At 73.9% G+C, this 21,995-nt stretch carries 16 protein-coding genes; 11 read left to right on the top strand and 5 right to left on the bottom strand.

The annotated features are described in order from the left end of the window. Nucleotides 1-59 precede the first annotated feature (59 nt). Entirely contained in the window at nt 60-977 is a 918-nt protein-coding gene (locus ACWERV_RS08670; protein WP_452930469.1) for a LysR family transcriptional regulator, read from the top strand. Nucleotides 978-1,013: 36 nt separating this feature from the next. Here the strand turns inward: ACWERV_RS08670 and ACWERV_RS08665 are convergent, their stop codons facing one another. Then, nucleotides 1,014-1,316: a WhiB family transcriptional regulator gene (locus ACWERV_RS08665; RefSeq protein WP_398185237.1), complete on the bottom strand. Its 303-nt coding sequence runs from the start codon at nt 1,314-1,316 to the stop codon at nt 1,014-1,016. A gap of 421 nt (nt 1,317-1,737) precedes the next feature. Between ACWERV_RS08665 and ACWERV_RS08660 the strand changes: the two genes are divergently transcribed. The 4 genes from ACWERV_RS08660 (at nt 1,738) to ACWERV_RS08645 (ending at nt 6,200) form a co-directional block, all read left to right on the top strand. After that, nucleotides 1,738-2,349 (top strand): response regulator transcription factor, encoded by a 612-nt coding sequence (locus ACWERV_RS08660; RefSeq protein ID WP_003948568.1) that lies wholly within the window; start codon nt 1,738-1,740, stop codon nt 2,347-2,349. Between the two features lie 359 nt (nt 2,350-2,708). Continuing rightward, nucleotides 2,709-3,335, top strand: coding sequence for an RNA polymerase sigma factor ShbA (shbA, locus tag ACWERV_RS08655; RefSeq protein ID WP_398185858.1), 627 nt, complete (start codon nt 2,709-2,711; stop codon nt 3,333-3,335). 150 nt (nt 3,336-3,485) lie between these two features. Beyond that, nucleotides 3,486-4,985 carry an IMP dehydrogenase gene (guaB, locus tag ACWERV_RS08650; protein ID WP_398185234.1) on the top strand — a complete coding sequence of 500 codons (1,500 nt, stop codon included), beginning with the start codon at nt 3,486-3,488 and terminating at the stop codon, nt 4,983-4,985. Between the two features lie 93 nt (nt 4,986-5,078). Then, nucleotides 5,079-6,200 (top strand): GuaB3 family IMP dehydrogenase-related protein, encoded by a 1,122-nt coding sequence (locus ACWERV_RS08645; protein ID WP_398185231.1) that lies wholly within the window; start codon nt 5,079-5,081, stop codon nt 6,198-6,200. Between the two features lie 71 nt (nt 6,201-6,271). Here the strand turns inward: ACWERV_RS08645 and ACWERV_RS08640 are convergent, their stop codons facing one another. Both ACWERV_RS08640 and ACWERV_RS08635 read right to left on the bottom strand, forming a co-directional pair. Then, a complete protein-coding gene (locus ACWERV_RS08640) occupies nt 6,272-6,895 on the bottom strand; it encodes a DUF1427 family protein (protein ID WP_452930464.1) in 624 nt (207 codons plus the stop codon). Nucleotides 6,896-7,214: 319 nt separating this feature from the next. After that, nucleotides 7,215-8,486, bottom strand: a complete 1,272-nt coding sequence (locus ACWERV_RS08635) for a nucleotide sugar dehydrogenase (protein ID WP_452930461.1) — start codon at nt 8,484-8,486, stop codon at nt 7,215-7,217. A gap of 288 nt (nt 8,487-8,774) precedes the next feature. On the opposite strand from ACWERV_RS08635, the gene ACWERV_RS08630 reads away from it, so the two are divergent. The 5 genes from ACWERV_RS08630 (at nt 8,775) to ACWERV_RS08610 (ending at nt 18,537) form a co-directional block, all read left to right on the top strand. Next, nucleotides 8,775-10,481 (top strand): glycerol-3-phosphate dehydrogenase/oxidase, encoded by a 1,707-nt coding sequence (locus ACWERV_RS08630; RefSeq protein WP_452930458.1) that lies wholly within the window; start codon nt 8,775-8,777, stop codon nt 10,479-10,481. Nucleotides 10,482-10,541: 60 nt separating this feature from the next. Continuing rightward, on the top strand, nt 10,542-12,353 hold the full coding sequence (locus tag ACWERV_RS08625; RefSeq protein WP_452930455.1) for a protein kinase domain-containing protein: 1,812 nt from the start codon (nt 10,542-10,544) through the stop codon (nt 12,351-12,353). Nucleotides 12,354-12,474: 121 nt separating this feature from the next. Further along, nucleotides 12,475-14,349: a serine/threonine-protein kinase gene (locus tag ACWERV_RS08620; RefSeq protein ID WP_452930454.1), complete on the top strand. Its 1,875-nt coding sequence runs from the start codon at nt 12,475-12,477 to the stop codon at nt 14,347-14,349. Nucleotides 14,350-14,466: 117 nt separating this feature from the next. Continuing rightward, the gene (locus tag ACWERV_RS08615; RefSeq protein ID WP_452930451.1) at nt 14,467-16,551 is read left to right on the top strand and encodes a protein tyrosine kinase; all 2,085 of its coding nucleotides are present in this window, start codon (nt 14,467-14,469) and stop codon (nt 16,549-16,551) included. A gap of 486 nt (nt 16,552-17,037) precedes the next feature. After that, nucleotides 17,038-18,537: a serine/threonine-protein kinase gene (locus ACWERV_RS08610; protein ID WP_452930448.1), complete on the top strand. Its 1,500-nt coding sequence runs from the start codon at nt 17,038-17,040 to the stop codon at nt 18,535-18,537. Here the strand turns inward: ACWERV_RS08610 and ACWERV_RS08605 are convergent. Beyond that, a complete protein-coding gene (locus tag ACWERV_RS08605; protein WP_398185206.1) occupies nt 18,527-19,129 on the bottom strand; it encodes a TetR/AcrR family transcriptional regulator in 603 nt (200 codons plus the stop codon). The genes ACWERV_RS08610 and ACWERV_RS08605 overlap by 11 nt on opposite strands. Before the next feature lie 9 nt (nt 19,130-19,138). Beyond that, on the bottom strand, nt 19,139-20,119 hold the full coding sequence (locus tag ACWERV_RS08600; RefSeq protein WP_452930445.1) for a quinone oxidoreductase family protein: 981 nt from the start codon (nt 20,117-20,119) through the stop codon (nt 19,139-19,141). A 211-nt stretch (nt 20,120-20,330) separates the two neighbouring features. Between ACWERV_RS08600 and ACWERV_RS08595 the strand changes: the two genes are divergently transcribed. After that, nucleotides 20,331-21,995 carry a succinic semialdehyde dehydrogenase gene (locus tag ACWERV_RS08595; protein WP_398185201.1) on the top strand — a complete coding sequence of 555 codons (1,665 nt, stop codon included), beginning with the start codon at nt 20,331-20,333 and terminating at the stop codon, nt 21,993-21,995.

The raw sequence follows: 21,995 nt of genomic DNA, 5'->3' as shown, positions 1-21,995 counted from the left end.
GGGCAAAGTCCATCGCTGATCTCTTGGGCTCACCCCTAAGCAATGCTTATGGTGGACCGATGATGGAGGCACGGCACCTGCGCGTCCTGCGGGCGGTGGCGCGCGGCGGGTCCTTCTCCGCCGCGGCCCGCGCGCTGGGCTGCACCCAGCCCGCGGTCAGCCAGCAGATGAAGGCCCTGGAACAGTCCGCGGGCACCCCGCTGCTGGTGCGCGGCCCGCGCGAGATGCGGCTGACACAGGCGGGCGAGGCGCTCGTCCGGCACGCCGACGGCATCCTCGCCGGGCTCACCGCCGCGGAGGAGGAGATCGCCGCGATCGCCGGGCTGCGCGCCGGGCGGGTGCGGCTGGCGTCCTTCCCGTCCGGCACGGCGACGCTGGTGCCGGGCGCGGTCGCGGAGATGCGGGCCGCGCACCCGGGCACCGAGATCTCGCTCGTGGAGGCCGAACCGCCGCGCTCGGTGGAGCTGCTGCGCGCCGGGGACTGCGACATCGCGCTGGCCTTCCGCTACGCCGACCTGCCGACGCCCGCGGAGGAGTCGTGGGACGACCTGGTGGTGCGCCCGCTGCTGAGCGACCCGCTGGTGTGCGTCGTACCGCCCGGCCACCGGCTCGCGCGGGAGCAGGCGGCGGCGGAGCTGTCGCATCTCGCGGGCGAGCGCTGGATCGCGGGCTGCCCGCGCTGCCGCAGGCATCTGGTCGAGCTGTGCGAGCGCGCGGGCTTCACGCCCCGGATCGACTTCGCGACCGACGACTACCCGGCCGTGGTCGGCCTGGTCGCGGCGGGCCTCGGCGTGACGGTGCTGCCCCGGCTGGCGCTGGAGTCGGTACGGGCGCGGGGCGTCGTGGCGGTGGGCCTGGGGGAGGGGGTGCGGCGCGAGGTCGTGGCGCTGACGCTGCCCGACCTCGCGCAGGTGCCTGCGGTGGACGTGATGCTGGGGCGGCTGGCGCGCGCGGGGCTGCGGCTGCGGGCCGTGTGACGGGCGGTCGAACGCGGGGAGGAGGGGAGGGGCCGGTCAGTTCTGCGGGACGGGCATCCGGTTGCGGGAGCGGCCCATCATCTCCTCGCGCTCGTCCTCGGTGAGCCCTCCCCACACCCCGTACGGCTCGCGGACGGTGAGGGCGTGCGTCGCGCATTCGGCACGCACCGGGCAGCGGCTGCACACCTCCTTGGCGGCGGCCTCGCGCGCACTGCGGGCGGCACCGCGCTCACCCTCGGGGTGGAAGAACAGCGAGCTGTCGACGCCGCGGCAGGCTGCCACGAGCTGCCAGTCCCAGAGATCGGCGTTAGGGCCGGGTAGGCGGGAGAAGTCTGCCATTGCTCATCCCCTCGACGGGTGCGTGACGGCCAAGACGACCTCGGTGTCTCCGACCGTACATCTACTGTCGTAGTAGATGTAAATATGACTCATCGCCAATCTAACGGCGATTAGCCCATGCATCAGGAAAGAGCGGCCAAAGGGTGCAAAGACGCCGCAAAAGCGGCATCACCGCCCGTTCAGCAGTATTCGACGCGCCGCCCGTCCCGTCTCCTGTGCCGGACGCCCCGCGGAATTTTCCCGGCTCACCCGTTCTGACCTGCGGCGTGGCGGATCCGTAGGCGCATGATCACGTAGAGTGCCGATCGCGACGACCAAACCTCGTAACTCTTTCGGGTGAGGGTCGTTGAGTGTGGCGGAAGTGGTTACTTCGTACAGCCTGGAGGCACAACGTGACGCGGTTCAGCTGCGGGGGGCGGTCATGACTTCCGTCCTCGTCTGCGACGACTCCCCGCTCGCCCGAGAGGCCCTGCGCCGCGCGGTCGCGACCGTACCCGGTGTCGAGCGCGTAACGACCGCGGCCAACGGCGAGGAAGTGCTCCGCCGCTGGGGGGCCGACCGGTCCGACCTGATCCTCATGGACGTCCGGATGCCCGGCCTCGGCGGGGTGGAGACGGTGCGGCGGCTGCTGTCCGCCGACCCCGGCGCCCGGATCATCATGCTCACCGTCGCCGAGGATCTCGACGGGGTCGCGCTCGCGGTCGCCGCCGGCGCCCGCGGCTACCTGCACAAGGACGCCTCGCGCGCCGAACTGCGGGCCACCGTCACGCAGGCGCTCGCCGACCCCACCTGGCGGCTCGCCCCGCGCCGGCTGCGGTCCGCCGAGATGGGCGCCGCGCCGACCCTCACGGCCCGGGAGATCCAGGTCCTGGAGGGCATGAGCCACGGGCGGTCCAACGCCGAGATCGGCCGCGAGCTGTTCCTGTCGGAGGACACCGTCAAGACGCACGCCCGGCGGCTGTTCAAGAAACTGGGCGCCTCCGACCGCGCGCACGCCGTCGCCCTCGGCTTCCGCTGGGGCCTGGTCCGCTGAGGTCGGCCGAGCCCACCGGGTCCGCCGGGTCCGCCGTGCGGGTCACCCGGCGCGCTACGCCGTACGCCGTACGCATTACGCCGTACGGTGAAGCCCCGCACGAGTCCACGCTTTCCCGGGGGAGGACGCATGCTTGACGTATGGACTTCCTCGGGGATCGGCGGGGGCACCGGATGGCAGAGCGGACAGCGCAGGACGAGGCGGAGCACGCGGCGGACCGGACCGTGCAGATGACGGCCCCGGCCGCCGACCCGGGAGCCGAACCGGCCACCGGTACGGGCCCGGCGGCTCATAACGCTTCGGTGCAGAAGTACCCCCGCGATGCGGCGGAAGCTCCGGCGGCGAGGCACCATGGGTGGATGCGCGACGACGACACTCAGGCCGGCACGGCCATCGGTGCCCTCGTCCGCCGCGCCGCCGCGGGCGACCAGCGGGCGACCCACGAACTGCTCGCGCACGTCCACCCGCTCGCCGAACGCTATTGCCGCACCCGGCTGAGCCGGCTGCCCGGCGACGCCCGGCACTTCGTGGACGACCTCGCCCAGGAGGTCTGCCTCGCGGTGCTGTGCGCGCTGCCGCGCTACCGCGACCTCGGGCGGCCCTTCGAGGCCTTCGTGGTGTCCATCGCCGCCCACAAGGTCGCCGACCTGCAACGCGCCGCGATGCGCCACCCCGGCAGCACCGCCGTACCGTCCGACGAGATGCCGGAGAAGCCCGACGACTCGCTCGGCCCCGAGGAGCGCGCGCTGCTCAACAGCGACGCGGCCTGGGCCCGCGGCCTGCTCGACCGGCTGCCCGGCCACCTGCGCGAACTGGTGCTGCTGCGGGTCGCGGTCGGGCTGAGCGCCGAGGAGACCGGACAGGTGCTGGGCATGTCGCCGGGCGCCGTACGCGTCGCGCAGCACCGCGCGCTGAGCCGGCTGCGGGCCATCGCCGAGGAGTCGGCCGCCGCCCACCCGCCGCGCGCCCGAGGCCTCAGCGCCTGAGCCGCCCGCGGGTGACGGGTCCGTCACCCTGCGCGCGTCCTAGCTGGTGAGCGCCCCGCGCGGGTGACGCCGGGGCGGGTGGTCCGGGGAATACCGGCGAACCCACTACCATTGAACAACTCGCCGGGCAAGACCATTCGAGAAGGTGTCATGACGCTGAACGCCGACGGAGTAGCCGAGAAGTTCGCCGCCCTGGGGCTGACCTACGACGATGTGCTGCTGCTGCCGGGCGCGTCGGACGTACTGCCCAACCAGGTCGACACCTCGTCGCTGATCTCCCGCAACGTCCGGGTGAACATCCCGCTGCTGTCCGCGGCCATGGACAAGGTCACCGAGGCGCGGATGGCCATCGCCATGGCCCGCCAGGGCGGCGTCGGCGTGCTGCACCGCAACCTGTCCATCGAGGACCAGGTCAACCAGGTCGACCTGGTCAAGCGGTCCGAGTCCGGCATGGTCACCGACCCGATCACCGTCCGCCCGGACGCGACGCTCGCCGAGGCCGACGGCCTGTGCGCGAAGTTCCGCATCAGCGGCGTCCCGGTCACCGACGAGGCGGGCAAGCTGCTCGGCATCGTCACCAACCGCGACATGGCCTTCGAGACCGACCGCAGCCGCCAGGTCCGCGAGGTCATGACGCCGATGCCGCTGGTCACCGGCAAGGTCGGCATCTCCGGTGTGGACGCGATGGCGCTGCTGCGCCGCCACAAGATCGAGAAGCTGCCGCTCGTCGACGAGGACGGCCGGCTGCGCGGCCTCATCACCGTCAAGGACTTCGTCAAGGCCGAGCAGTACCCGAACGCCGCGAAGGACTCCGAGGGCCGGCTCGTCGTCGGCGCCGCCGTCGGCGCCGGACCCGAGGCCCTGGACCGCGCGCAGGCGCTGGTCGGCGCGGGTGTGGACTTCCTCGTCGTCGACACCTCGCACGGCCACAACAGCAACGCGCTGAACTGGATGGCCAAGATCAAGTCCGCCGTCGGCATCGACGTCGTCGGCGGCAACGTCGCCACCCGCGACGGCGCCCGCGCGCTCATCGACGCGGGCGTGGACGGCGTCAAGGTCGGCGTCGGCCCCGGCTCCATCTGCACCACCCGCGTCGTCGCCGGCATCGGCGTCCCGCAGGTCACCGCGATCTACGAGGCCGCGGTCGCCTGCCAGGACGCGGGCATCCCCGTCATCGGCGACGGCGGCCTCCAGTACTCCGGCGACATCGGCAAGGCGCTGGCCGCGGGCGCGCAGAGCGTCATGCTCGGCAGCCTGCTCGCGGGCTGCGAGGAGTCCCCCGGCGAGCTGCTCTTCATCAACGGCAAGCAGTTCAAGTCCTACCGCGGCATGGGCTCGCTCGGCGCGATGCAGTCGCGCGGCCAGGGCCGCTCGTACTCCAAGGACCGCTACTTCCAGGGCGAGGTCTCCTCCGACGACAAGCTCGTGCCCGAGGGCGTCGAGGGCCAGGTCGCCTACCGGGGCCCGCTCGCGGCGGTCCTCCACCAGCTCGTCGGCGGCCTGCGGCAGACCATGGGCTACGTCGGCGCGGCGAATGTCGCCGAGATGGCGACGAAGGGCCGGTTCGTCCGCATCACCGCGGCGGGCCTCAAGGAGTCCCACCCCCACGACATCCAGATGACGGTCGAGGCCCCCAACTACCACGGCTGAAGCCCCCTGCCGCGCAGGGCCCGAGCCGGGGCGCGGCGCCGCACGCGGGGTGCGGGATACTGGGGCCGCAGGCCAAGGAGAGAGGCACAGGACGTGACAGAGATCGAGATCGGGCGGGGCAAGCGCGGCCGCAGGGCGTACAGCTTCGACGACATCGCCGTGGTGCCGAGCCGCCGTACGCGTGACCCCAAAGAAGTCTCGATCGCCTGGCAGATCGACGCCTACCGCTTCGAGCTGCCGTTCCTGGCCGCGCCGATGGATTCCGTCGTGTCGCCGGAGACGGCGATCCGGATCGGCAATCTGGGCGGGCTCGGGGTGCTGAACCTCGAAGGGCTGTGGACGCGCTACGACGACCCGGAGCCGCTGCTCGCGGAGATCGCGGAGCTGGACGACGCGCGGGCGACCGCGCGGCTCCAGGAGATCTACGCGGCGCCGATCCGTGAGGAGCTGATCGGGCAGCGCATCAAGGAGGTCAGGGACGCCGGGGTGGTGACGGCGGCGGCGCTGTCGCCGCAGCGCACCGCGCAGTTCTCGAAGACGGTCGTGGACGCGGGGGTGGACCTGTTCGTGATCCGCGGCACCACCGTGTCGGCGGAGCACGTGAGCGGGTCGCACGAGCCGCTGAACCTGAAGCAGTTCATCTACGAGCTGGACGTCCCGGTCATCGTCGGCGGCTGTGCGACGTACACCGCGGCGCTGCACCTGATGCGGACGGGCGCGGCGGGCGTGCTGGTGGGCTTCGGCGGCGGCGCCGCGCACACCACGCGCAACGTGCTGGGCATCCAGGTGCCGATGGCGACGGCGGTCGCGGACGTGGCGGCGGCCCGCCGGGACTACATGGACGAGTCCGGCGGCCGGTACGTGCACGTCATCGCGGACGGCGGCTTCGGTTCCAGCGGCGATCTGCCGAAGGCCGTGGCCTGCGGTGCGGACGCGGTGATGATGGGCTCGCCGCTGGCGCGGGCGACGGACGCGCCGGGCCGCGGCTTCCACTGGGGCATGGAGGCGGTGAACACCGAGCTGCCGCGCGGCAAGCGGATGAACCTGGGCACGGCGGGCACCACCGAGGAGATCCTCCTCGGCCCCTCGCACGCGCCCGACGGCTCGATGAACCTCTTCGGCGCGCTGCGCCGCTCGATGGCCACGACCGGCTACTCGGACCTGAAGGAGTTCCAGCGCGTCGAGGTGACGGTCTCCCCGACCCACCACCGCTGACGCCTGCGGCGCGTACGACGAAGAGGGGCGGCCCCGCGGGGCCGCCCCTCTTCCGTGTGCTTGCGGCTGCGTCAGCCCGCGACGCGGCGGGTGACGACGAAGCCCTCCAGCCCGGCGACGGCCAGGAAGAGGAAGGACTTGAAGTCGAAGTCGTGCTTCCACTCCCGGAAGACGTCGCCGCCGTGGTCGGTGAGGACCTTGAACCAGGAGATGTCCAGACCGTTCTGCGACGCGAAGTGGCTGGCGATCATCGACAGGCCGATCATCTCGCCCAGGAACACGCCGAGCAGCGCGAGCACGACACCGACGATCGGCAGCGCGGGGTTGCGGCCGCCGACCTTGCCGAGGACGGCGCCGATCACCAGGCCGACCACCAGCGCGATGTAGCCGACCTCGGTGTAGCTGCCGTCGTCCTTGGCCATCGCGCGCATGATGCCCGCGTACGCGAACGCGGCGGCGAGCATGACGACGACACCGGCGAGGATCGCGACGCCCGGGTTCTTCTGCTGCGGGGCCATGCCGACCGGGGCGGGCGGGGCGTAGGCGCCTGCGTTGAAGCCGCCGGGTGCGGGCTGGCCGGGCTGGCCGCCGGCGTACGGCGACGCGCCGTAGGGCGACTGCGGCTGGCCGGGCTGCGGCTGGCCGTACGGGTTCTGGCCGCCGGGCTGCTGCGGCGGCGGGTAGTTGGCGCTCATGAGGACTTCCCCCGGGGACGGACGTGCTGCGGGTTTTCGTGGCGCGGCGCGCTGTGGGCTTGATGCGCACATGCCCGCGCACGAGTGGTGACAGCGAAATCTAGCAGGGGGAGGTGACAATCGGACAAGACGATTCGTCCGGTCGTTACACGACCCGTACGTATGGCCCGACCTGGACCGTTGTCCGGGAGTGTCCGGAAGTCGGACAGGGGACGCCGGCCGGCTCCCGGGGTGCGGTTGCGGCCGGCTGTCCGGCATCCGCGCAGGTGAGGGTCGTGTGCGGGGAAGGTGCTGATCCCGTGCGGGAGTTGACGGGATCTCAGAGCCGGGCGGCGGCGCCCGCAGGGGTCGCGCCCCGGGTGTCGAGCAGCAGTTGGGCCTTGACCGCGAGGCCCTGGAGGTCGTACGTGCGGTGGTGCTGGAGCAGCAGGGTGAGGTCGGCCTCGGCGGCGGCCTCCCACAGCGAGTCGGTGCGCGGGACGGGGCGGTCCATGACGCGCCACTGGGGTACGTAAGGGTCGTGGTAGCAGAGCTGGGCGCCGAGTTCGAGCAGCCGGGTGGCGATCTCGCGGGCGGGCGCGCCCTGCTGGTCGGCGAGGTCCGCCTTGTACGTGACGCCGAGCAGCAGGACGCGGGCGCCGCGCAGCGACTTGCCGTGCTCGTTGAGCAGGGCCGCTGCGCGCTGGACGACGTAGCGCGGCATGCGGCCGTTGACCTCGGCGGCGAGTTCGACCATCCGCAGGGGGTGTCCGGGCAGCCGCGGGTGGGCAGGCGGGGTGAAGTGCGGTGCTGCGTTGGGGTCCAGGGGGTGGGCGGGTCCGCCGACGCCGGGTCCGGGGCGGAAGGCCTGGAAGCCGAAGGGCTTGGTCTCGGCGCAGCGGATGACGTCCCACAGGTCGACGCCGAGGTCGTGGCAGAAGACGGCCATCTCGTTGGCGAAGGCGATGTTGACGTGCCGGTAGTTGGTCTCCAGCAGTTTGACGGTCTCGGCCTCGCGGATGCCGCGGGCGCGCACCACGCGCTCGGTGAGCCGGCCGTAGAAGGCGGCGGCGGCCTCGGTGCAGGCCGGGGTGGCGCCGCCGACGACCCTGGGAGTGGTGGCGAAGTGGACGGCGCGGTTGCCCGGGTCGAGGCGGCCGGGGGAGTAGGCGAGGTGGAAGTCGCGGCCGGCCCGCAGGCCGTGCGCTTCGAGCAGCGGGCGCAGGAAGCCGTCGGTGGTGCCGGGGTAGACCGCCGATTCGAGGACGACGGTGGTGTGCGGCCGCAGGTGCGGGGCGAGCGCGCGGGCGGCGGCGGCGACCGCGGACAGGTCCAGCGCGTGGTCCTCGCCGGGCGGGGTGGGCGCGCAGATCACCGCGGTGCGCACCCGGCCGAGCACCTTGGGGTCGCCGGTCGCGCGGAAGCCGCAGGAGAGCATGCGGCGCAGGTCGGCGGCGGCCAGCGAGCCGGGCGGTACGCGGCCCGCGGTGATGTCCGCGACCGCCGCCGGGTCGGGGTCGTAGCCGATGACGCCGATGCCCGCGGCGGTCGCCGCCTGGGCGAGCGACAGCCCGGTGGGGCCGAGTCCGAGCACGGCGAGGTCTGCGGGCATGGGTGTCCTCCCTGGCGACCACCACGAACCACCTCGAATGGCTCACACATGGCGTCAAAGCAGGCTAACCAGACAAATGACTGATATGACCACTCGCCGCGCCGGTCAGGGCGATGACACGCCCCCACCTCAGCCGTACGGGCTGCCCTGGCAGCGCCCGGCGCGTCCGGTCACTATCGAGGGGACGGGTCCGCCCGACGTCCCGCCCGGACCCCGGGACGACCCGGAGCCCCGTACGACCGCACGACCCGCTCAGACCGACGACCGCCGGAAGGCACGGAGGCACGGATGCGTACCACGACACTCGGACCCGACCAGCGGGCCGCGGCCATCGCCCGGATGGCGGAGCAGGAGCTCGACATCCTGGTGGTGGGCGGCGGCGTCGTCGGCGCCGGGACCGCGCTGGACGCCGTGACCCGCGGCCTGTCGACCGGCCTGGTCGAGGCCCGCGACTGGGCCGCGGGCACCTCCAGCCGCTCCAGCAAGCTCATCCACGGCGGGCTGCGCTACCTGGAGATGCTGGACTTCGCGCTGGTCCGCGAGGCCCTCAAGGAGCGCGGGCTGCTGCTGGAACGCCTCGCCCCGCACCTCGTCCGCCCGGTGCCCTTCCTCTACCCGCTCCAGCACAAGGGCTGGGAGCGGCTCTACGCGGGCACCGGCGTGGCCCTCTACGACACCATGTCGGTCTCCTCCGGCCACGGCCGCGGGCTGCCCATGCACCGCCACCTCACCCGCCGGCACGCGCTGCGGGTCGCCCCCGCGCTGCGCAAGGACGCGCTGGTCGGCGCGCTCCAGTACTACGACGCCCAGGTGGACGACGCGCGCTTCGTGGCGACCCTGGCGCGTACCGCCGCCTCCTACGGCGCGCACGTGGCCAACGGGGTGCGGGTGACCGGCTTCCTGCGGGAGGGCGAGCGTGTTGTCGGCGCCCGGGTGCACGACGGCGAGGCGGGCGGCGAGTACGAGATCCGCGCCCGGCAGGTCGTCAACGCGACCGGGGTGTGGACGGACGACACACAGGCGCTGATCGGCGAGCGCGGGCAGTTCCACGTGCGGGCGTCCAAGGGCATCCACCTGGTGGTGCCCAAGGACCGGATCCACTCGACCACCGGGCTGATCCTGCGCACCGAGAAGTCCGTGCTGTTCGTCATCCCGTGGGAGCGGCACTGGATCGTCGGCACCACCGACACCGACTGGGACCTCGACAAGGCCCACCCGGCGGCCTCCAGCGCCGACATCGACTACCTGCTGGACCACGTCAACTCCGTACTGGCCACCCCGCTCACCCGCGACGACGTCCAGGGCGTCTACGCGGGCCTGCGGCCGCTGCTGGCGGGCGAGTCCGACGCGACCAGCAAACTGTCGCGCGAGCACACCGTCGCCCACCCGGTGCCCGGCCTGGTGGTGGTCGCGGGCGGCAAGTACACGACGTACCGGGTCATGGCCAAGGACGCGGTGGACGAGGCGGTGCACGGCCTGGACCACCGGGTCGCGCCCTGCTGCACCGAGGAGATCCCGCTCGCCGGGGCCGAGGGCTACCAGGCGCAGTGGAACGCCCGCGCCAGGACGGCGGCCCGTACCGGGGTGCACGTCGCACGCGTGGAGCACCTGCTGGGCCGCTACGGCGGGCTGACCGAGGAGCTGCTGGAGCTGATCGCCGCCGACCCGTCGCTGGCCGCCCCGCTCGGCGGCGCCGACGACTACCTGCGCGCCGAGGTCGTCTACGCGGCCTCGGCCGAGGGCGCACGGCACCTGGACGACGTGCTGGCCCGCAGGACGCGTATCTCGATCGAGACCTTCGACCGCGGCACCCGCTGCGCGCGCGAGGCCGCCGAGCTGATGGCACCCGTCCTGGGCTGGGACGCCGCGCAGATCGACAAGGAAGTGGCGTACTACGAGAAGCGCGTCGAGGCCGAGCGCGAATCCCAGCGCCAGCCCGACGACTTGACCGCGGATGCCGCGCGGCTGGGGGCGCCGGATATCGTGCCACTCTAGACGCGGGACGTCTGGGCGCGGCAAATCCGCGCAAAACGGGGGACGGTGGAGGGGCGCGAGATGGTGGGACCGGCGGACCAGGGGCGGTTGGTCGCGGGCCGCTACCGGCTGCTCGAACGCATCGGCCGCGGCGGGATGGGCACGGTCTGGCGGGCGCAGGACGAGCTGCTCGACCGTCAGGTCGCCGTCAAGAAGCTGCACCCGCCGCAGCCGGACATGGACGACGACGAGCTGGCCACGCTCTTCGAGCGCACCCGGCGGGAGGCCCGCGCCGCGGCCCGCATCAGCCACCCCAACGTCATCGTCGTCCACGACGTCGTGGACGACGCGGGGCTGCCGTCGATCGTCATGGAGTACGTCCCCTCCATGACGCTCGGCGACCTGGTCAAGGAGCACGGCGCGCTGGCCCCCGGCGACGCCGCCCGGATCGGCCGCGGCATGGTCGCCGCGCTCATCGCCGCCCACCGCGCCGGAGTGCTGCACCGCGATGTCAAGCCCGGCAACGTGCTGCTCGGCCACCCCGTCGGCGGCCCGCCCCGCGCCGACACCGATACGGGTACCGGTACCGGGACCGGCACCGGGCGGGTGCCGCTGGGCAGCCGCATCGTGCTCACCGACTTCGGCATCGCCCAGTCCTCCGGCACCTCCACCCTGACCCGCACCGGCGAGATCATCGGCTCCATCGACTTCCTGTCGCCCGAGCGGCTGCGCGGCGCCCCGCCCGGCCCCGAGGCCGACCTGTGGGCGCTGGGCGCCACGCTCTACCAGGCCGTCGACGGCCGCTCGCCCTTCCGCCGCCCCACCGCGATCGAGACCGCCTACGCCATCGCCGAGGAGACGATCGAACCGCCGCCCGGCGCGGGCGCGCTCACCGAGGTGATCGCCGGACTGCTGGCCAAGGAGCCCACCGAGCGGCTGTCCGCCGAGCAGGCCGAGCGGATGCTGCGGATACCCGCGGCCGAACCCGACACCGCGTTCGTCGAGCGCACCGGCCTGACCAGGCCCGTGCCGCCGCCCCCGGCCGGGCCGGTACGGCAGGTCACGATGACCGCGCCGCCCGGGACGGGCCCGCACACCGGGCCGGGACAGCCCGCGTACACCGGCAGCGTGCCGCCGCCGCGCGAGCCGCAGCAGGGCCCGCAGCAGGGGTCGCAGCAGGGGTCGCAGCAGGGGTCGCAGCACGGTCCGCCGTCCGGCGACCGGCGGCGCCGCCCCTGGCCCTGGGTCGCCGCCGCCGTCGCGGTCGCCGTGGTGGCCGCGGCTGTCGCGGTCGCCGTCGACCGGGCCCACAACTCCGACGCCGCGAGCCCCGACCCGTCCCCGACCGCCACCGGCACGGCCGCCCCCACGAGCGGCACCCCGACGCAGGACCCGACGACGGCGCCGCCCACCACCGGGGCCCCGACCTACGAGCCGCCGCCCGTCCCCGACGGCTACCACCTGGCCGAGCAGGCCAACCGCGGCTACCAGGTCCCGGTGCCCGACGGCTGGCACAAGAAGGTCTACGACGGCGGCGACCAGGTCAGCTACATAGACCCCACCGACACCGTCGCCCTCAAGATCAGCGCGCTGGACTTCGCCGGCCTCGACCCGTACCAGCACTGGATCGACCTGGAGCCGCAGACGCAGGGGCAGGTCAAGGACTACCACCGCGAGCGGATGGAGCGGACGAAGACCGCGGACGGCCAGGAGGCCGCGCTGTGGCAGTTCACCTTCCAGGGCACCACCAAGCCCTTCCGCGCCCTCGACCTCGGTTTCGGCAAGCCCGGCGGCCGGGAGTACGCGGTGTACCTGTCGGCACCGAAGGCGCAGTGGTCGGACTACAAGCCGGTGTTCGACAACGCCGTCGCCGGATTCCGGGAGACCGGCTGACACCGCCCGGCCGGTTCGCACCGCCGTTCGCCGAACCACCGGGGCCCTTCCTGCGTATTGGCCTGTGAGTGCCCGCTTCGGGGATGATGGGGATTCACCCGTACGACCACAGAGGGAAGCCATGAGCGAGGTCGAAGGTACCGACGGACGTCTGCTCGCCGACCGGTACCGGCTCGACGGCGTGCTCGGCAAGGGCGGCATGGGCACGGTCTGGCGCGCGACCGACGAGACCCTGGGCCGTACCGTCGCCGTCAAGGAACTGCGCTTCCCCGGAAACGTCGACGAGGAGGAGAAGCGCCGCCTCGTCACCCGCACCCTGCGCGAGGCCAAGGCGACCGCGCGGATACGCGGCACCGGCGCGATCACCGTCTACGACGTCGTCAAGGAGGACGACCGGCCGTGGATCGTGATGGAGCTGATCGAGGGCCGCTCGCTGTCCGACCGGATCCGCGACGACGGCCCGCTCACCCCGCGCCGCGCCGCCGAGGTCGGCCTCGTCGTGCTGGACGTGCTGTCCGCCGCGCACCGCGAGGGCATCCTGCACCGCGACGTCAAACCCTCCAACGTCCTCATCGCCGACGACACCCGCGTCGTGCTCAGCGACTTCGGCATCGCCCAGATCGACGGCGACCCGTCCGTCACCTCCACCGGCATGCTCGTCGGCGCCCCCTCCTACATCTCGCCCGAACGCGCCCGCGGCCAGAAGCCCGGCCCGCCCGCCGACCTGTGGTCGCTCGGCGCGCTGCTCTTCGCCGCCGTCGAGGGCCGCCCGCCGTACGACAAGGGGTCGGCCATCGCGACCCTCACCGCGGTGATGACCGAGCCGGTCGGCCCGATGCCCAACGCCGGACCGCTCGCCCGCGTCATCTCCGGGCTGCTCACCAAGGACCCCGACAAGCGCCTCGACGAGCACGCGGCCCGCACCCTGCTCCGGGAGGTCGTCGACGCTCCGGAGCCGCCCGTGGACGCCCCGCGCATATCCAGCGGCGAGACCCGCACCAGCGTGCTCCCGCCCGTGCCGGAGCAGGCCCCCGCGTCCCCCGCCCCGGCCGGCGAGCCCGCCGCGGCCTCCGCCGCCGTGCCCGACCTCGACCGGGCCCGCGAGGCGCTCGCCGCGGTGCGCCGCGCCGCCGCGAAGCCCAAGCCGAAGGCCGCCGCCGTCCACCCGGCGGGCGCGCCCGGCGCACCCGCCGACGCCGTGCCGCGCCCGGCGCGCGCCCCGCTCACCGACGTCGTACCGCGCCGCACGCTCTTCGTCGTGGTCGTCGCCGTCCTCGCGGTGATCGCCGCGATCATCGGCGTCCTGGTCGCCAACTCCGGTGGCGGCAGCGGTGACAAGAAGGGCGACGGCACGAAGCAGGGCACCACGGCCAGTACGGCCGGCACCGCCGGAAAGGGCGCGGACGGCAAGGACACCGCGCAGACCTCCGCCCCCACCACGCAGCCCGGCGACGGCGACGACCAGGGCGACGACCACGGCGGCAACAAGGGCAAGGGCAAGGGCGGCGACGACGCCGAGGACGGCGACGCGGCGGCGGCCCCCGGCGCCGCCCCCCAGGGCTTCCAGCTCGTCACCGCCAACGGCGGCGCGGCCGTCGCCCTCCCCGACGGCTGGAAGCGCCTGCCGGACCGGGCCGGTTACCGCACGGGCACGTACTACAGCGGGCCGAACGGCGCGCGCCTGATGGTCGACTACACCAACTCGCCCAAGCCCAGCGCGCTCGCGGAGTGGCAGAAGAGCGCCGCCCACAACACCATCACCGGCTACCAGCAGATCGCCGTGAAGAGCGTCCCGTATCGCACGTACGACGCGGCGGACTGGGAGTACAAGCGCACCTCCGAGGGTAAGCAAGTGCACGTCCTGAACCGCGGCATGGTGACGGACAAGCACCACGGCTACGCGCTGCTCTTCACCACCCCCGTGGACGACTGGAACAGCCCGGAGAACCGGCAGATGCGCGAGGTCGCCTTCGCCACCTTCAAACCGGCCGGATGAGTGCGAGGCAGCACGTATGGTAAGGGTGCACGAACCGTCCGCAGCCGGATGAGAACCGGACGCGACCGGTTCGGTACGCGCAAGGACCGCAGTCGACCGGGCCAGGGAGGGGGCGCCGTGGACGAATACGCAGGGCGGGTGCTCGCCGACCGCTACCGGCTGCCCCGGCCGCCCGCCGACGAGTTCGAACTCGTCGAGACCCGCGCCTTCGACACCTACAGCGGCCAGGAGGTCCTGGTCCGCCAGGTGCTGCTGCCCGAGGTCGTCGGCGACGACGACGAGTACGGCGGGTACGACGGCCACGACGGCTTCGGCGACGGGCCCGGCGCGCTCGGCGAGAGCGCCCGGCGCGCCCTGGACGCCGCCCGCGCCGCCGCCGCGATCCCCGACCACCCCCGCCTGGTGCAGGTCTTCGACATCTTCGTCGAGGGCGGCAGCCTCTGGATCGCGAGCGAACTGGTGTCCGGACGGCCGCTCGCCGCGTTACTCGCCGAACGCCCCATCGACGCCTACCGCGCCGCCGAGATCGCCTCCGACGTCCTCACCGCGCTGCGCGCACTGCACGCCGACGGCTGGACGCACCGCAACGTCACCGCCAGCACCGTGCTGGTGTGCGACGACGGCCGCGCCATGCTCGGCGGCCTCGCCGCGGGCGCCGCCCAGGAAGCGCTGTGCGGCTACGACCCGCTGCCCGAGGGCGACTCCGAGCCCGTCCCCGCCATGACCGGCCCCGCCGAGGAAGGCTCCGACGAGCCCAACGGCCCGCCCGACGGCGCCGCGCCCGACGCCGCCGCCTGGCACGGGCCGCGCTCCGCGCTGGAAGCCGAACGGGCCAGGCAGAACCGCATCACCGTCGTCGGCGCCGTCACCGAACGCTGGGCCCCCGAACAGGCCCACCCCGTCCACGAGAAATGGCAGCTCTCGCCGCCCGTCGGCCCGCCCGCCGACCTCTGGGCGCTCGGCGCGCTCCTCTTCCGCTCCGTCCAGGGCCACCCGCCCTACCCCGAGGAGAACGCGGCCGAACTCGTCCAGATGGTCTGCTCCGAACCGCCCGCCTTCGCCGAGGAGTGCGGGGCGCTGCGCCCGCTCGTCGAATCACTGCTGCGCCCCGACCCCGAGGAACGCCCCGAGGCCGAGGAACTGGGCGGCTGGCTGCGCTCCCTCATCCGCTCCGCCCCCGAACCCGACCTCGGCGAGCACACCGTCTTCGTCGAGGCCGACCCCGCGAAACTGCCCGTCAAACGCCGCAAGGGCGAACTCGTACGGCGCCGCCGCCGCGAATCCGCCGACCCCGGCGGGCTCCAGCACCGCCGGCACGCCCGCGGCAAGCAGGCCAGGGCGGCACGGCCCGCACGCCCGGCCCGCCCCGAACGCGCGCCCCGCGAACGCGCCCCCCGCGCGGAGCAGGAGCACTTCCTGCACGAGCAGGTCGTCTCCTCCCGCGGACCCGCCCAGGACGGCGGCGCCGCGCCGCGCCGCCTCGGCCTGCGGCTGCTCGTCGTGCTGCTCGCGCTGCTCGTCGTCGCCGCGGTCGCGGTGGTGCTGCTCATGCCGCACCGCGACACGTCCTCCGACGGCTCCAACGGCGACCGCACGGTGCCCGCGCAGATGCCGGGGTCCCACTCCGGCGGCTCCGGCGGCTCTGGCGGCACGCACGCGGCGCCCTCCTCGGCCCCCGCCGCCCCCTCACACTCCGCGTCCGCCACCAAGGCGCCCACCAGCGCGGCCCCGCCGCCCTCCGCGCCCCCCGACCTCGGCCCCGACTTCGCCCTGCGCACCGACCCCGCGGGCTTCACCGTCGCCGTCCACACGGGGTGGCAGCGCGCGGGCAAGAACGGCAAGGACCAGGTCCGCTACACCGGCAGCGACCTCACGATGACCGTCGTCCCCGGCCGCGACAAGGCCACCGGCGACGCGCAGGATCCGCTGGCCTACCAGCTCGTCGAACCCGAACTCGCGGATTTCCGCGCGTCTTCCTGGTCCTCGGCGTCGGGCCTCCAGACCGTGACCGTGCACGGTCACACCGCCGCGGAGGGGGAGTACACGTGGCGCGACGCGAACCAGCAGTCCGTGTACGCGCGGAATCTGGCGATCCAGATCGGCGGGCGGTATCACGTCGTGCTCGTGTACGGGCCGGACGTGCAGCGGGCCGCTGTGCAGCGGGCTTTCGACAAGGTGGTCGAGACGTACACCGCGGGCTAGCGGGCCGCCGGGTGCTCTTGCTTTGAGGGTGGGGCGCTTCGTTCTGCGTGGTGCGGTTCGCCGCGCGACCCTCTGCCGGTGGGGGCTGAGCGCGCAGTTCCTCGCGCCCCTTTCGCGGCGCGCCGCGGGGTGGGGTCGGGGGCCGCCACGGGGCACCTCCTCGGAATGCGCGTTCGGCCTCCTACCTGGTTGGTGAGCCACCGACAGCGCATTCCTGCGGGGGCACCCCGCACCGTCCCCCTCCCGGCGTTTCGTCGGCGGCTGCCTGCCGGTGGGGTGGATGTCTTGGGGACTGCGATTCGCCCCCGACGGCGAATGCGCCCCACAGGGAGACCGCAACTCTTGCTCCTACCCGCACGGGTGGTGGGGGTGGGAAACACCCCGCGCCGTCAGGCGCGGGCACCTCCCGCGGCGGGAAGCCGGTCGCTCGGGGGGCGGGACCCGATAGGGTCCGGGGGTCGGGGACGGGGAGCGCCCGGAGGGGGTATGGGGACGGACCGGGTTGTCGCGGAGAGGTATCGGCTGGGCGCGCGCCTGGGCCGCGGCGGCATGGGCACCGTCTGGGCCGCGACGGACGAACTGCTGCACCGCACCGTCGCCGTCAAGGAACTGCACCTTGCCGACGGCGAGCAGCGCGCGCTGCGCGAGGCGCGGGGCCTCGCGCGGATCCGGCATCCGAACGTGGTCGTCGTGTACGACGTCGTGGAGCAGGACGGCCGGCCGTGGATCGTGATGGAGCTGGTGGACGGCCGCTCGCTCGCGGAGGTGCTGCGCGAGGACGGCCCGCTTCCGCCGCGCGAGGCCGCGCGGGTGGGCGCGGCGGTCGCGGGCGCGCTGCTCGCGGCCCATGAGCGCGGCATCCAGCACCGTGACGTGAAGCCCGCGAACGTGCTGCTCGACCGTACGACCGGCCGCGTCGTGCTCACGGACTTCGGTATCGCGCGGGTGCCGGGCAGCGACACGGTCAGTGAGACGGGCGCCTTCGTGGGCTCGCCCGAGTACACCGCGCCGGAGCGGATGGATCCGAACCAGGCTGCGGGGCCGGAGTCGGACCTGTGGTCGCTGGGGGCGCTGCTGTGCGCGGCGGTGGAGGGGCATTCGCCGTTCCGGGGCGAGTCGGTGGCGGAGATCGTGCACGCCGTGGCGTTCGCGGACATCCGCCCGCCGGAGGCGGTGGGTCCGCTGCTGCCGGTCGTACGGGGGCTGCTGGAGCGGGATCCGGCGCGCCGGATGGCGGCGGCGGATGTGCGGACGGTGCTGGTCGCGTACGCGGAGGCGGGCATCGAGCCGCCGACCCCGCCCACCGTGCCGCGGGCCGTGCCGGAGCCGGGGCCGGGGCGTGGGCGGAAGGGGCGGCGGCGTCGGTTGCTGGCGGGGCTCGCCGCTGCGGTGCTGATCGCGGTGGTGGCGGGCGGGACCGCCGCTGTTGTCGTGCTCAGGGGCAGGGACGGGGGTGGCGCCGCCCCGTCCCCGGCGGTCACCACGCAGGCGCCCGCCACGACGACCGCGGCCCCGCGCCCGACGCCCACCGCGTCCCCGCTCCCGGCGGGCTTCCGTACGGTCGCCGACCCGCACGGCTGGTCGGTCGCCCTGCCGGACGGGTGGGACCGGCAGGAGGTTCCGCCGCGGGTGTACTACTGGTCGGCGGATCACGCGTTCCGGTTCGGGGAGCGGATACAGCCGCCGGGCAAGGGGACGGCGTACGACGTGATGCACGGTCAGGACGTGCAGGCGCGCGGGGCGAAGGGCCCGTACCGGGGCTACCGGGACGGGGTGGTGACGCGGACCGCGCAGCAGGGGGCGGACGCCGCGCTGTGGGAGTTCACCTACGACGGTTTCGGTGACGGGAAGGGCGCGCGGCGCACCTTCGACCTGTGCTGGGTGCAGGACGGGCGGATGTACGACGTGTGGCTGTCCGGGCCGCTGGACAGGACCGAGGAGACCAGGGCCCTGTTCGACACCGCCCGGCGGACGTTCACACCGTGACGGGGGCGCCGCGGCGCAGCGCGGCGATGCCCTCGTCGAGCGCGGCCTCCAGGTGCGCGGTGCTGCCGGTGGACATGAGGATGAGCACCCCGCCCTGGATCGCGGCGAGCAGCGCGGCGGCGACGCGTTCCGGGTCGATGTCGGGTGCGGTGCGGCCGGCCGCCCGCATGTGGGCGACGCCTTCCGCGAGCGCGGACTGCCAGTGCTGCATCAGCTCGGCGACGACGGCCCGGGTCGCGGGGGTGGAGCGGCCCGCCTGGGAGACGGCGATGCTCAGCGGGCAGTCCTGGCCCTGCGCCCGGTAGTGGCCGACGACCTTCTCCCGCCAGGCCCGCCACGCCTCCCAGGAGGTGAGCGTGCCCAGCTCCGGCTGCTGGTCGGCGAGGACGCGGTCGGCCTCGTGCCGTGCGACGGCGAGGAACAGCTCCTCCTTGCCGCCGGGGAAGTAGTGGAAGAGCTGGCTCTTGCTGGTGGAGGTGGCGGCGAGCACGTCGTCCAGCGTCACCGAGAAGACGCCCTGGCGGCGGATCTCGGCGGCGGCGCCCTCCAGGATGCGGTCGCGGGTGGCCGCACCCCTGCTGGTGAGCGTCATGGGTCTCCTCTACGGGATGAGCAGCAGCTTGCCGGTGGTGCGGCGCGACTCCAGGTCGGTGTGCGCGGTCGCGGCCTCGGCGAGCGGGTAGCGCCCGCCGACACGTACCCCGATCCTGCCCTGCGCGAGCATCGCGAAGACCTCCGCGCTGCGCCGCCGCAGTGCCTCGGGGGTGCGGACGTGGTGCTGCACCATGGGGTAGCTGAACAGGATGCTGTTGGGCAGGTCCGTCACGGAGAAGGACGGGACGCCCATGAAGGGCCCGTAGTAGGCGTGTGTGCCGTGCGGGCGCAGGGCGAGCTGGGAGGAGCGGAAGGTCGCGGTGCCGCCGCCGTCGTAGACGACGTCCGCGCCCTCGCCGCCGGTCAGCTCCCGGACCCGGTCCTCGAAGCCGCCGCCGGACCACACCAGGACGTGGTCGGCGCCGGCCTCCTTCGCGACGGGGACCTTGTCCTCACGGGAGACCAGGCCGATGACGGTGCCGCCGCGGGCCTTGATCATCTGGGTGAGCATGAGGCCGACGCCGCCGGCCGCGGCGTGCACGACGGCGGTGTCGCCGGGGCGTACGGCGTAGGTCTCGGTCGTGAAGTGGTTGGCGGTCAGGCCCTGCATCATGACGGCGGCGGCGGTCTCGTCGTCGATGCCGTCGGGCACCCGGACGAGGGACGTGACAGGGATCGCGGCGCGTTCGGCGTAGCTGCCGGGGTGGTAGAACCAGGCGACGCGGTCGCCGACCGTGAGGCCCTCGGGCCCGTCGGCCTCGGCGGCGCCCTCGCCGAGCGCGACGACGGTGCCCGCGCCCTCGACGCCGAGGCCGAAGGGCGGGGTCCAGCCGGGGCCGCCGATCTGCCGGGCGCCGACGTCCATGTAGTTCACGCCCGCCACGGCCACCTCGACCAGGGCCTGGCCGGGGCCGGGGGCGGGCTCGGGGATGTCGGCGACATCCATGACCTCGGGGCCGCCGTGCTGCTCGACGCGGATCGCGCGCATGGGCTGTTTCCTTTCCGGAGGGGCCCGGGGGAGGTCCGGGGGCCCGCTGGGGGGACGTCTTCGACGGTAGGAAGTGAAAAATGGACCGGCAAGTCCAGTTCTGTCGGGAGCACCCGGCGGGCGGCGAAGCTGCCGCCAAAGGTGTTACCGCCGGTAGAAAGTGGCTACTCATGGGTAGCCACACCGGGCCCCGCGTCGTAATCTCACCGGCATGACGGATTCGCCGCAGCCGACCCCCAGTCGCGACGACGCCCCCGCGGCCGCCACCGCCACCGCCGACGCCCCCGCGGCCCCCGAGGGCGGCAACCCGGCGCTGCCCGGCGGTGCCCGCGGCCCCGCCGACGTCGTCACACCCGACCTCGTCGCCCGGCTCACCCGCGGCCTGCCCGGCACCGGCCGCACCACCAGCCACACCCCGCTCACCGGCGCCGAGCTGGCCTCCCTCCCCGAGGCCACGCCCGACGACGTCGCCGAGGCCTTCCGCCGGGCGCGCGCGGCCCAGCCGCAGTGGGCGGCCCTCCCGGCGAAGCGCCGGGCCGCGGTCCTGCTGCGCTTCCACGACCTCGTCCTCGCCCGGCAGGCCGAGGTGCTCGACCTCATCCAGGTAGAGACCGGCAAGGCCCGGCTGCACGCCCACGAGGAGGTGCAGGTCGTCGCGATGGCGGCCCGGCACTACGGGCTCAAGGCGCCGTCCTACCTCGCCGCCCGGCGCCACCAGGGCGCGATCCCGGCCCTGACCCGCACGGTGGAGCTGCGCCAGCCGCGCGGGGTCGTCGGGCAGATCTCGCCCTGGAACTACCCGCTGGAGCTGTCTGTCGGCGACGCGCTGCCCGCCCTCGTCGCGGGCAACGCGCTGGTCACCAAGCCCGACACCGAGACCGCGCTGACCGCCCTGTGGGCGCGCGAGCAGCTGATCGAGGCGGGCCTGCCGGAGGGCGTGTGGCAGATCGTGATCGGTGAGGGCCCGGTCGTCGGGCCCGCCGTCGTCGACCACGCCGACTACGTGTCCTTCACCGGCTCCACCCGCACCGGCCGCGAGGTCGCCCAGCGCGCCGCCGCCCGGCTGGTCGGCGCGAGCCTCGAACTCGGCGGCAAGAACGCCCTGCTGGTGCTGCGCGACGCCGACCTCGACAAGGCCGCCGAGGGCGCGGTGCGCGCGTGCTTCGCCTCCGCGGGCCAGCTGTGCATCTCCATCGAGCGGCTGTTCGTGGACGCCTCGGTCGCCGACGCCTTCCTGGAGCGGTTCGCCGCCAGGACCCGGGCGCTCAAGCTCGGCACCGCGCTCGCCTACGGCGCGGGCATGGGCTCGCTCGTCGGCCCGGCCCAGCTCGACGTCGTCACCCGGCACGTGGAGGAGGCGAAGGACAAGGGCGCCCGGGTGCTCGCCGGCGGCCGCGCCCGCCCGGACGTCGGCCCGTACGTCTACGAGCCGACGATCCTGGACGGCGTGGAGCCGCCGATGGCCGTCTGCACCGAGGAGACCTTCGGCCCGGTCGTCTCCGTCTACCGCTTCCGGGACGAGGACGAGGCCGTCGAACGTGCCAACGCCACGCCCTACGGCCTCAACGCGAGCGTGTGGACCAAGGACGTACGGCGCGGCGCCCGGATCGCCGCGCGGCTGCGCTCCGGCACGGTCAACGTCAACGAGGCCTACGCCGCCGCGTACGGCAGCGTGCGCGCCCCGATGGGCGGCATGAAGGACTCCGGGCTGGGCCGCCGGCACGGCTCGGAGGGCATCCTCAAGTACACCGAGGCGCAGACCGTCGCCACCCAGCGGCTGCTGCCGCTCGGTCCCTCCCTCGGCATGGACGACGAGAAGTACGCGGCTTTCCTGAGCCGTTCGCTGCGGCTGATGAAGACGCTCCGGATGCGCTGA

This window comes from Streptomyces sp. NPDC004031 (assembly GCF_053604375.1).
The sequence above is the reverse complement of the archived record's forward strand: the minus strand, read 5'-3'. Positions and strand labels throughout refer to the sequence as shown.

Bases quoted from the DNA above. Each gene is read 5' to 3' on its own strand.
- ACWERV_RS08670 (WP_452930469.1), top strand. From the start codon at position 60: ATGATGGAGGCACGGCACCTGCGCGTCCTGCGGGCGGTGGCGCGCGGC.
- ACWERV_RS08665 (WP_398185237.1), bottom strand. From the start codon at position 1,316: ATGGCAGACTTCTCCCGCCTACCCGGCCCTAACGCCGATCTCTGGGAC.
- ACWERV_RS08660 (WP_003948568.1), top strand. From the start codon at position 1,738: ATGACTTCCGTCCTCGTCTGCGACGACTCCCCGCTCGCCCGAGAGGCC.
- shbA (WP_398185858.1), top strand. From the start codon at position 2,709: ATGCGCGACGACGACACTCAGGCCGGCACGGCCATCGGTGCCCTCGTC.
- guaB (WP_398185234.1), top strand. From the start codon at position 3,486: ATGACGCTGAACGCCGACGGAGTAGCCGAGAAGTTCGCCGCCCTGGGG.
- ACWERV_RS08640 (WP_452930464.1), bottom strand. From the start codon at position 6,895: ATGAGCGCCAACTACCCGCCGCCGCAGCAGCCCGGCGGCCAGAACCCG.
- ACWERV_RS08635 (WP_452930461.1), bottom strand. From the start codon at position 8,486: ATGCCCGCAGACCTCGCCGTGCTCGGACTCGGCCCCACCGGGCTGTCG.
- ACWERV_RS08630 (WP_452930458.1), top strand. From the start codon at position 8,775: ATGCGTACCACGACACTCGGACCCGACCAGCGGGCCGCGGCCATCGCC.
- ACWERV_RS08625 (WP_452930455.1), top strand. From the start codon at position 10,542: ATGGTGGGACCGGCGGACCAGGGGCGGTTGGTCGCGGGCCGCTACCGG.
- ACWERV_RS08620 (WP_452930454.1), top strand. From the start codon at position 12,475: ATGAGCGAGGTCGAAGGTACCGACGGACGTCTGCTCGCCGACCGGTAC.
- ACWERV_RS08610 (WP_452930448.1), top strand. From the start codon at position 17,038: ATGGGGACGGACCGGGTTGTCGCGGAGAGGTATCGGCTGGGCGCGCGC.
- ACWERV_RS08605 (WP_398185206.1), bottom strand. From the start codon at position 19,129: ATGACGCTCACCAGCAGGGGTGCGGCCACCCGCGACCGCATCCTGGAG.
- ACWERV_RS08600 (WP_452930445.1), bottom strand. From the start codon at position 20,119: ATGCGCGCGATCCGCGTCGAGCAGCACGGCGGCCCCGAGGTCATGGAT.
- ACWERV_RS08595 (WP_398185201.1), top strand. From the start codon at position 20,331: ATGACGGATTCGCCGCAGCCGACCCCCAGTCGCGACGACGCCCCCGCG.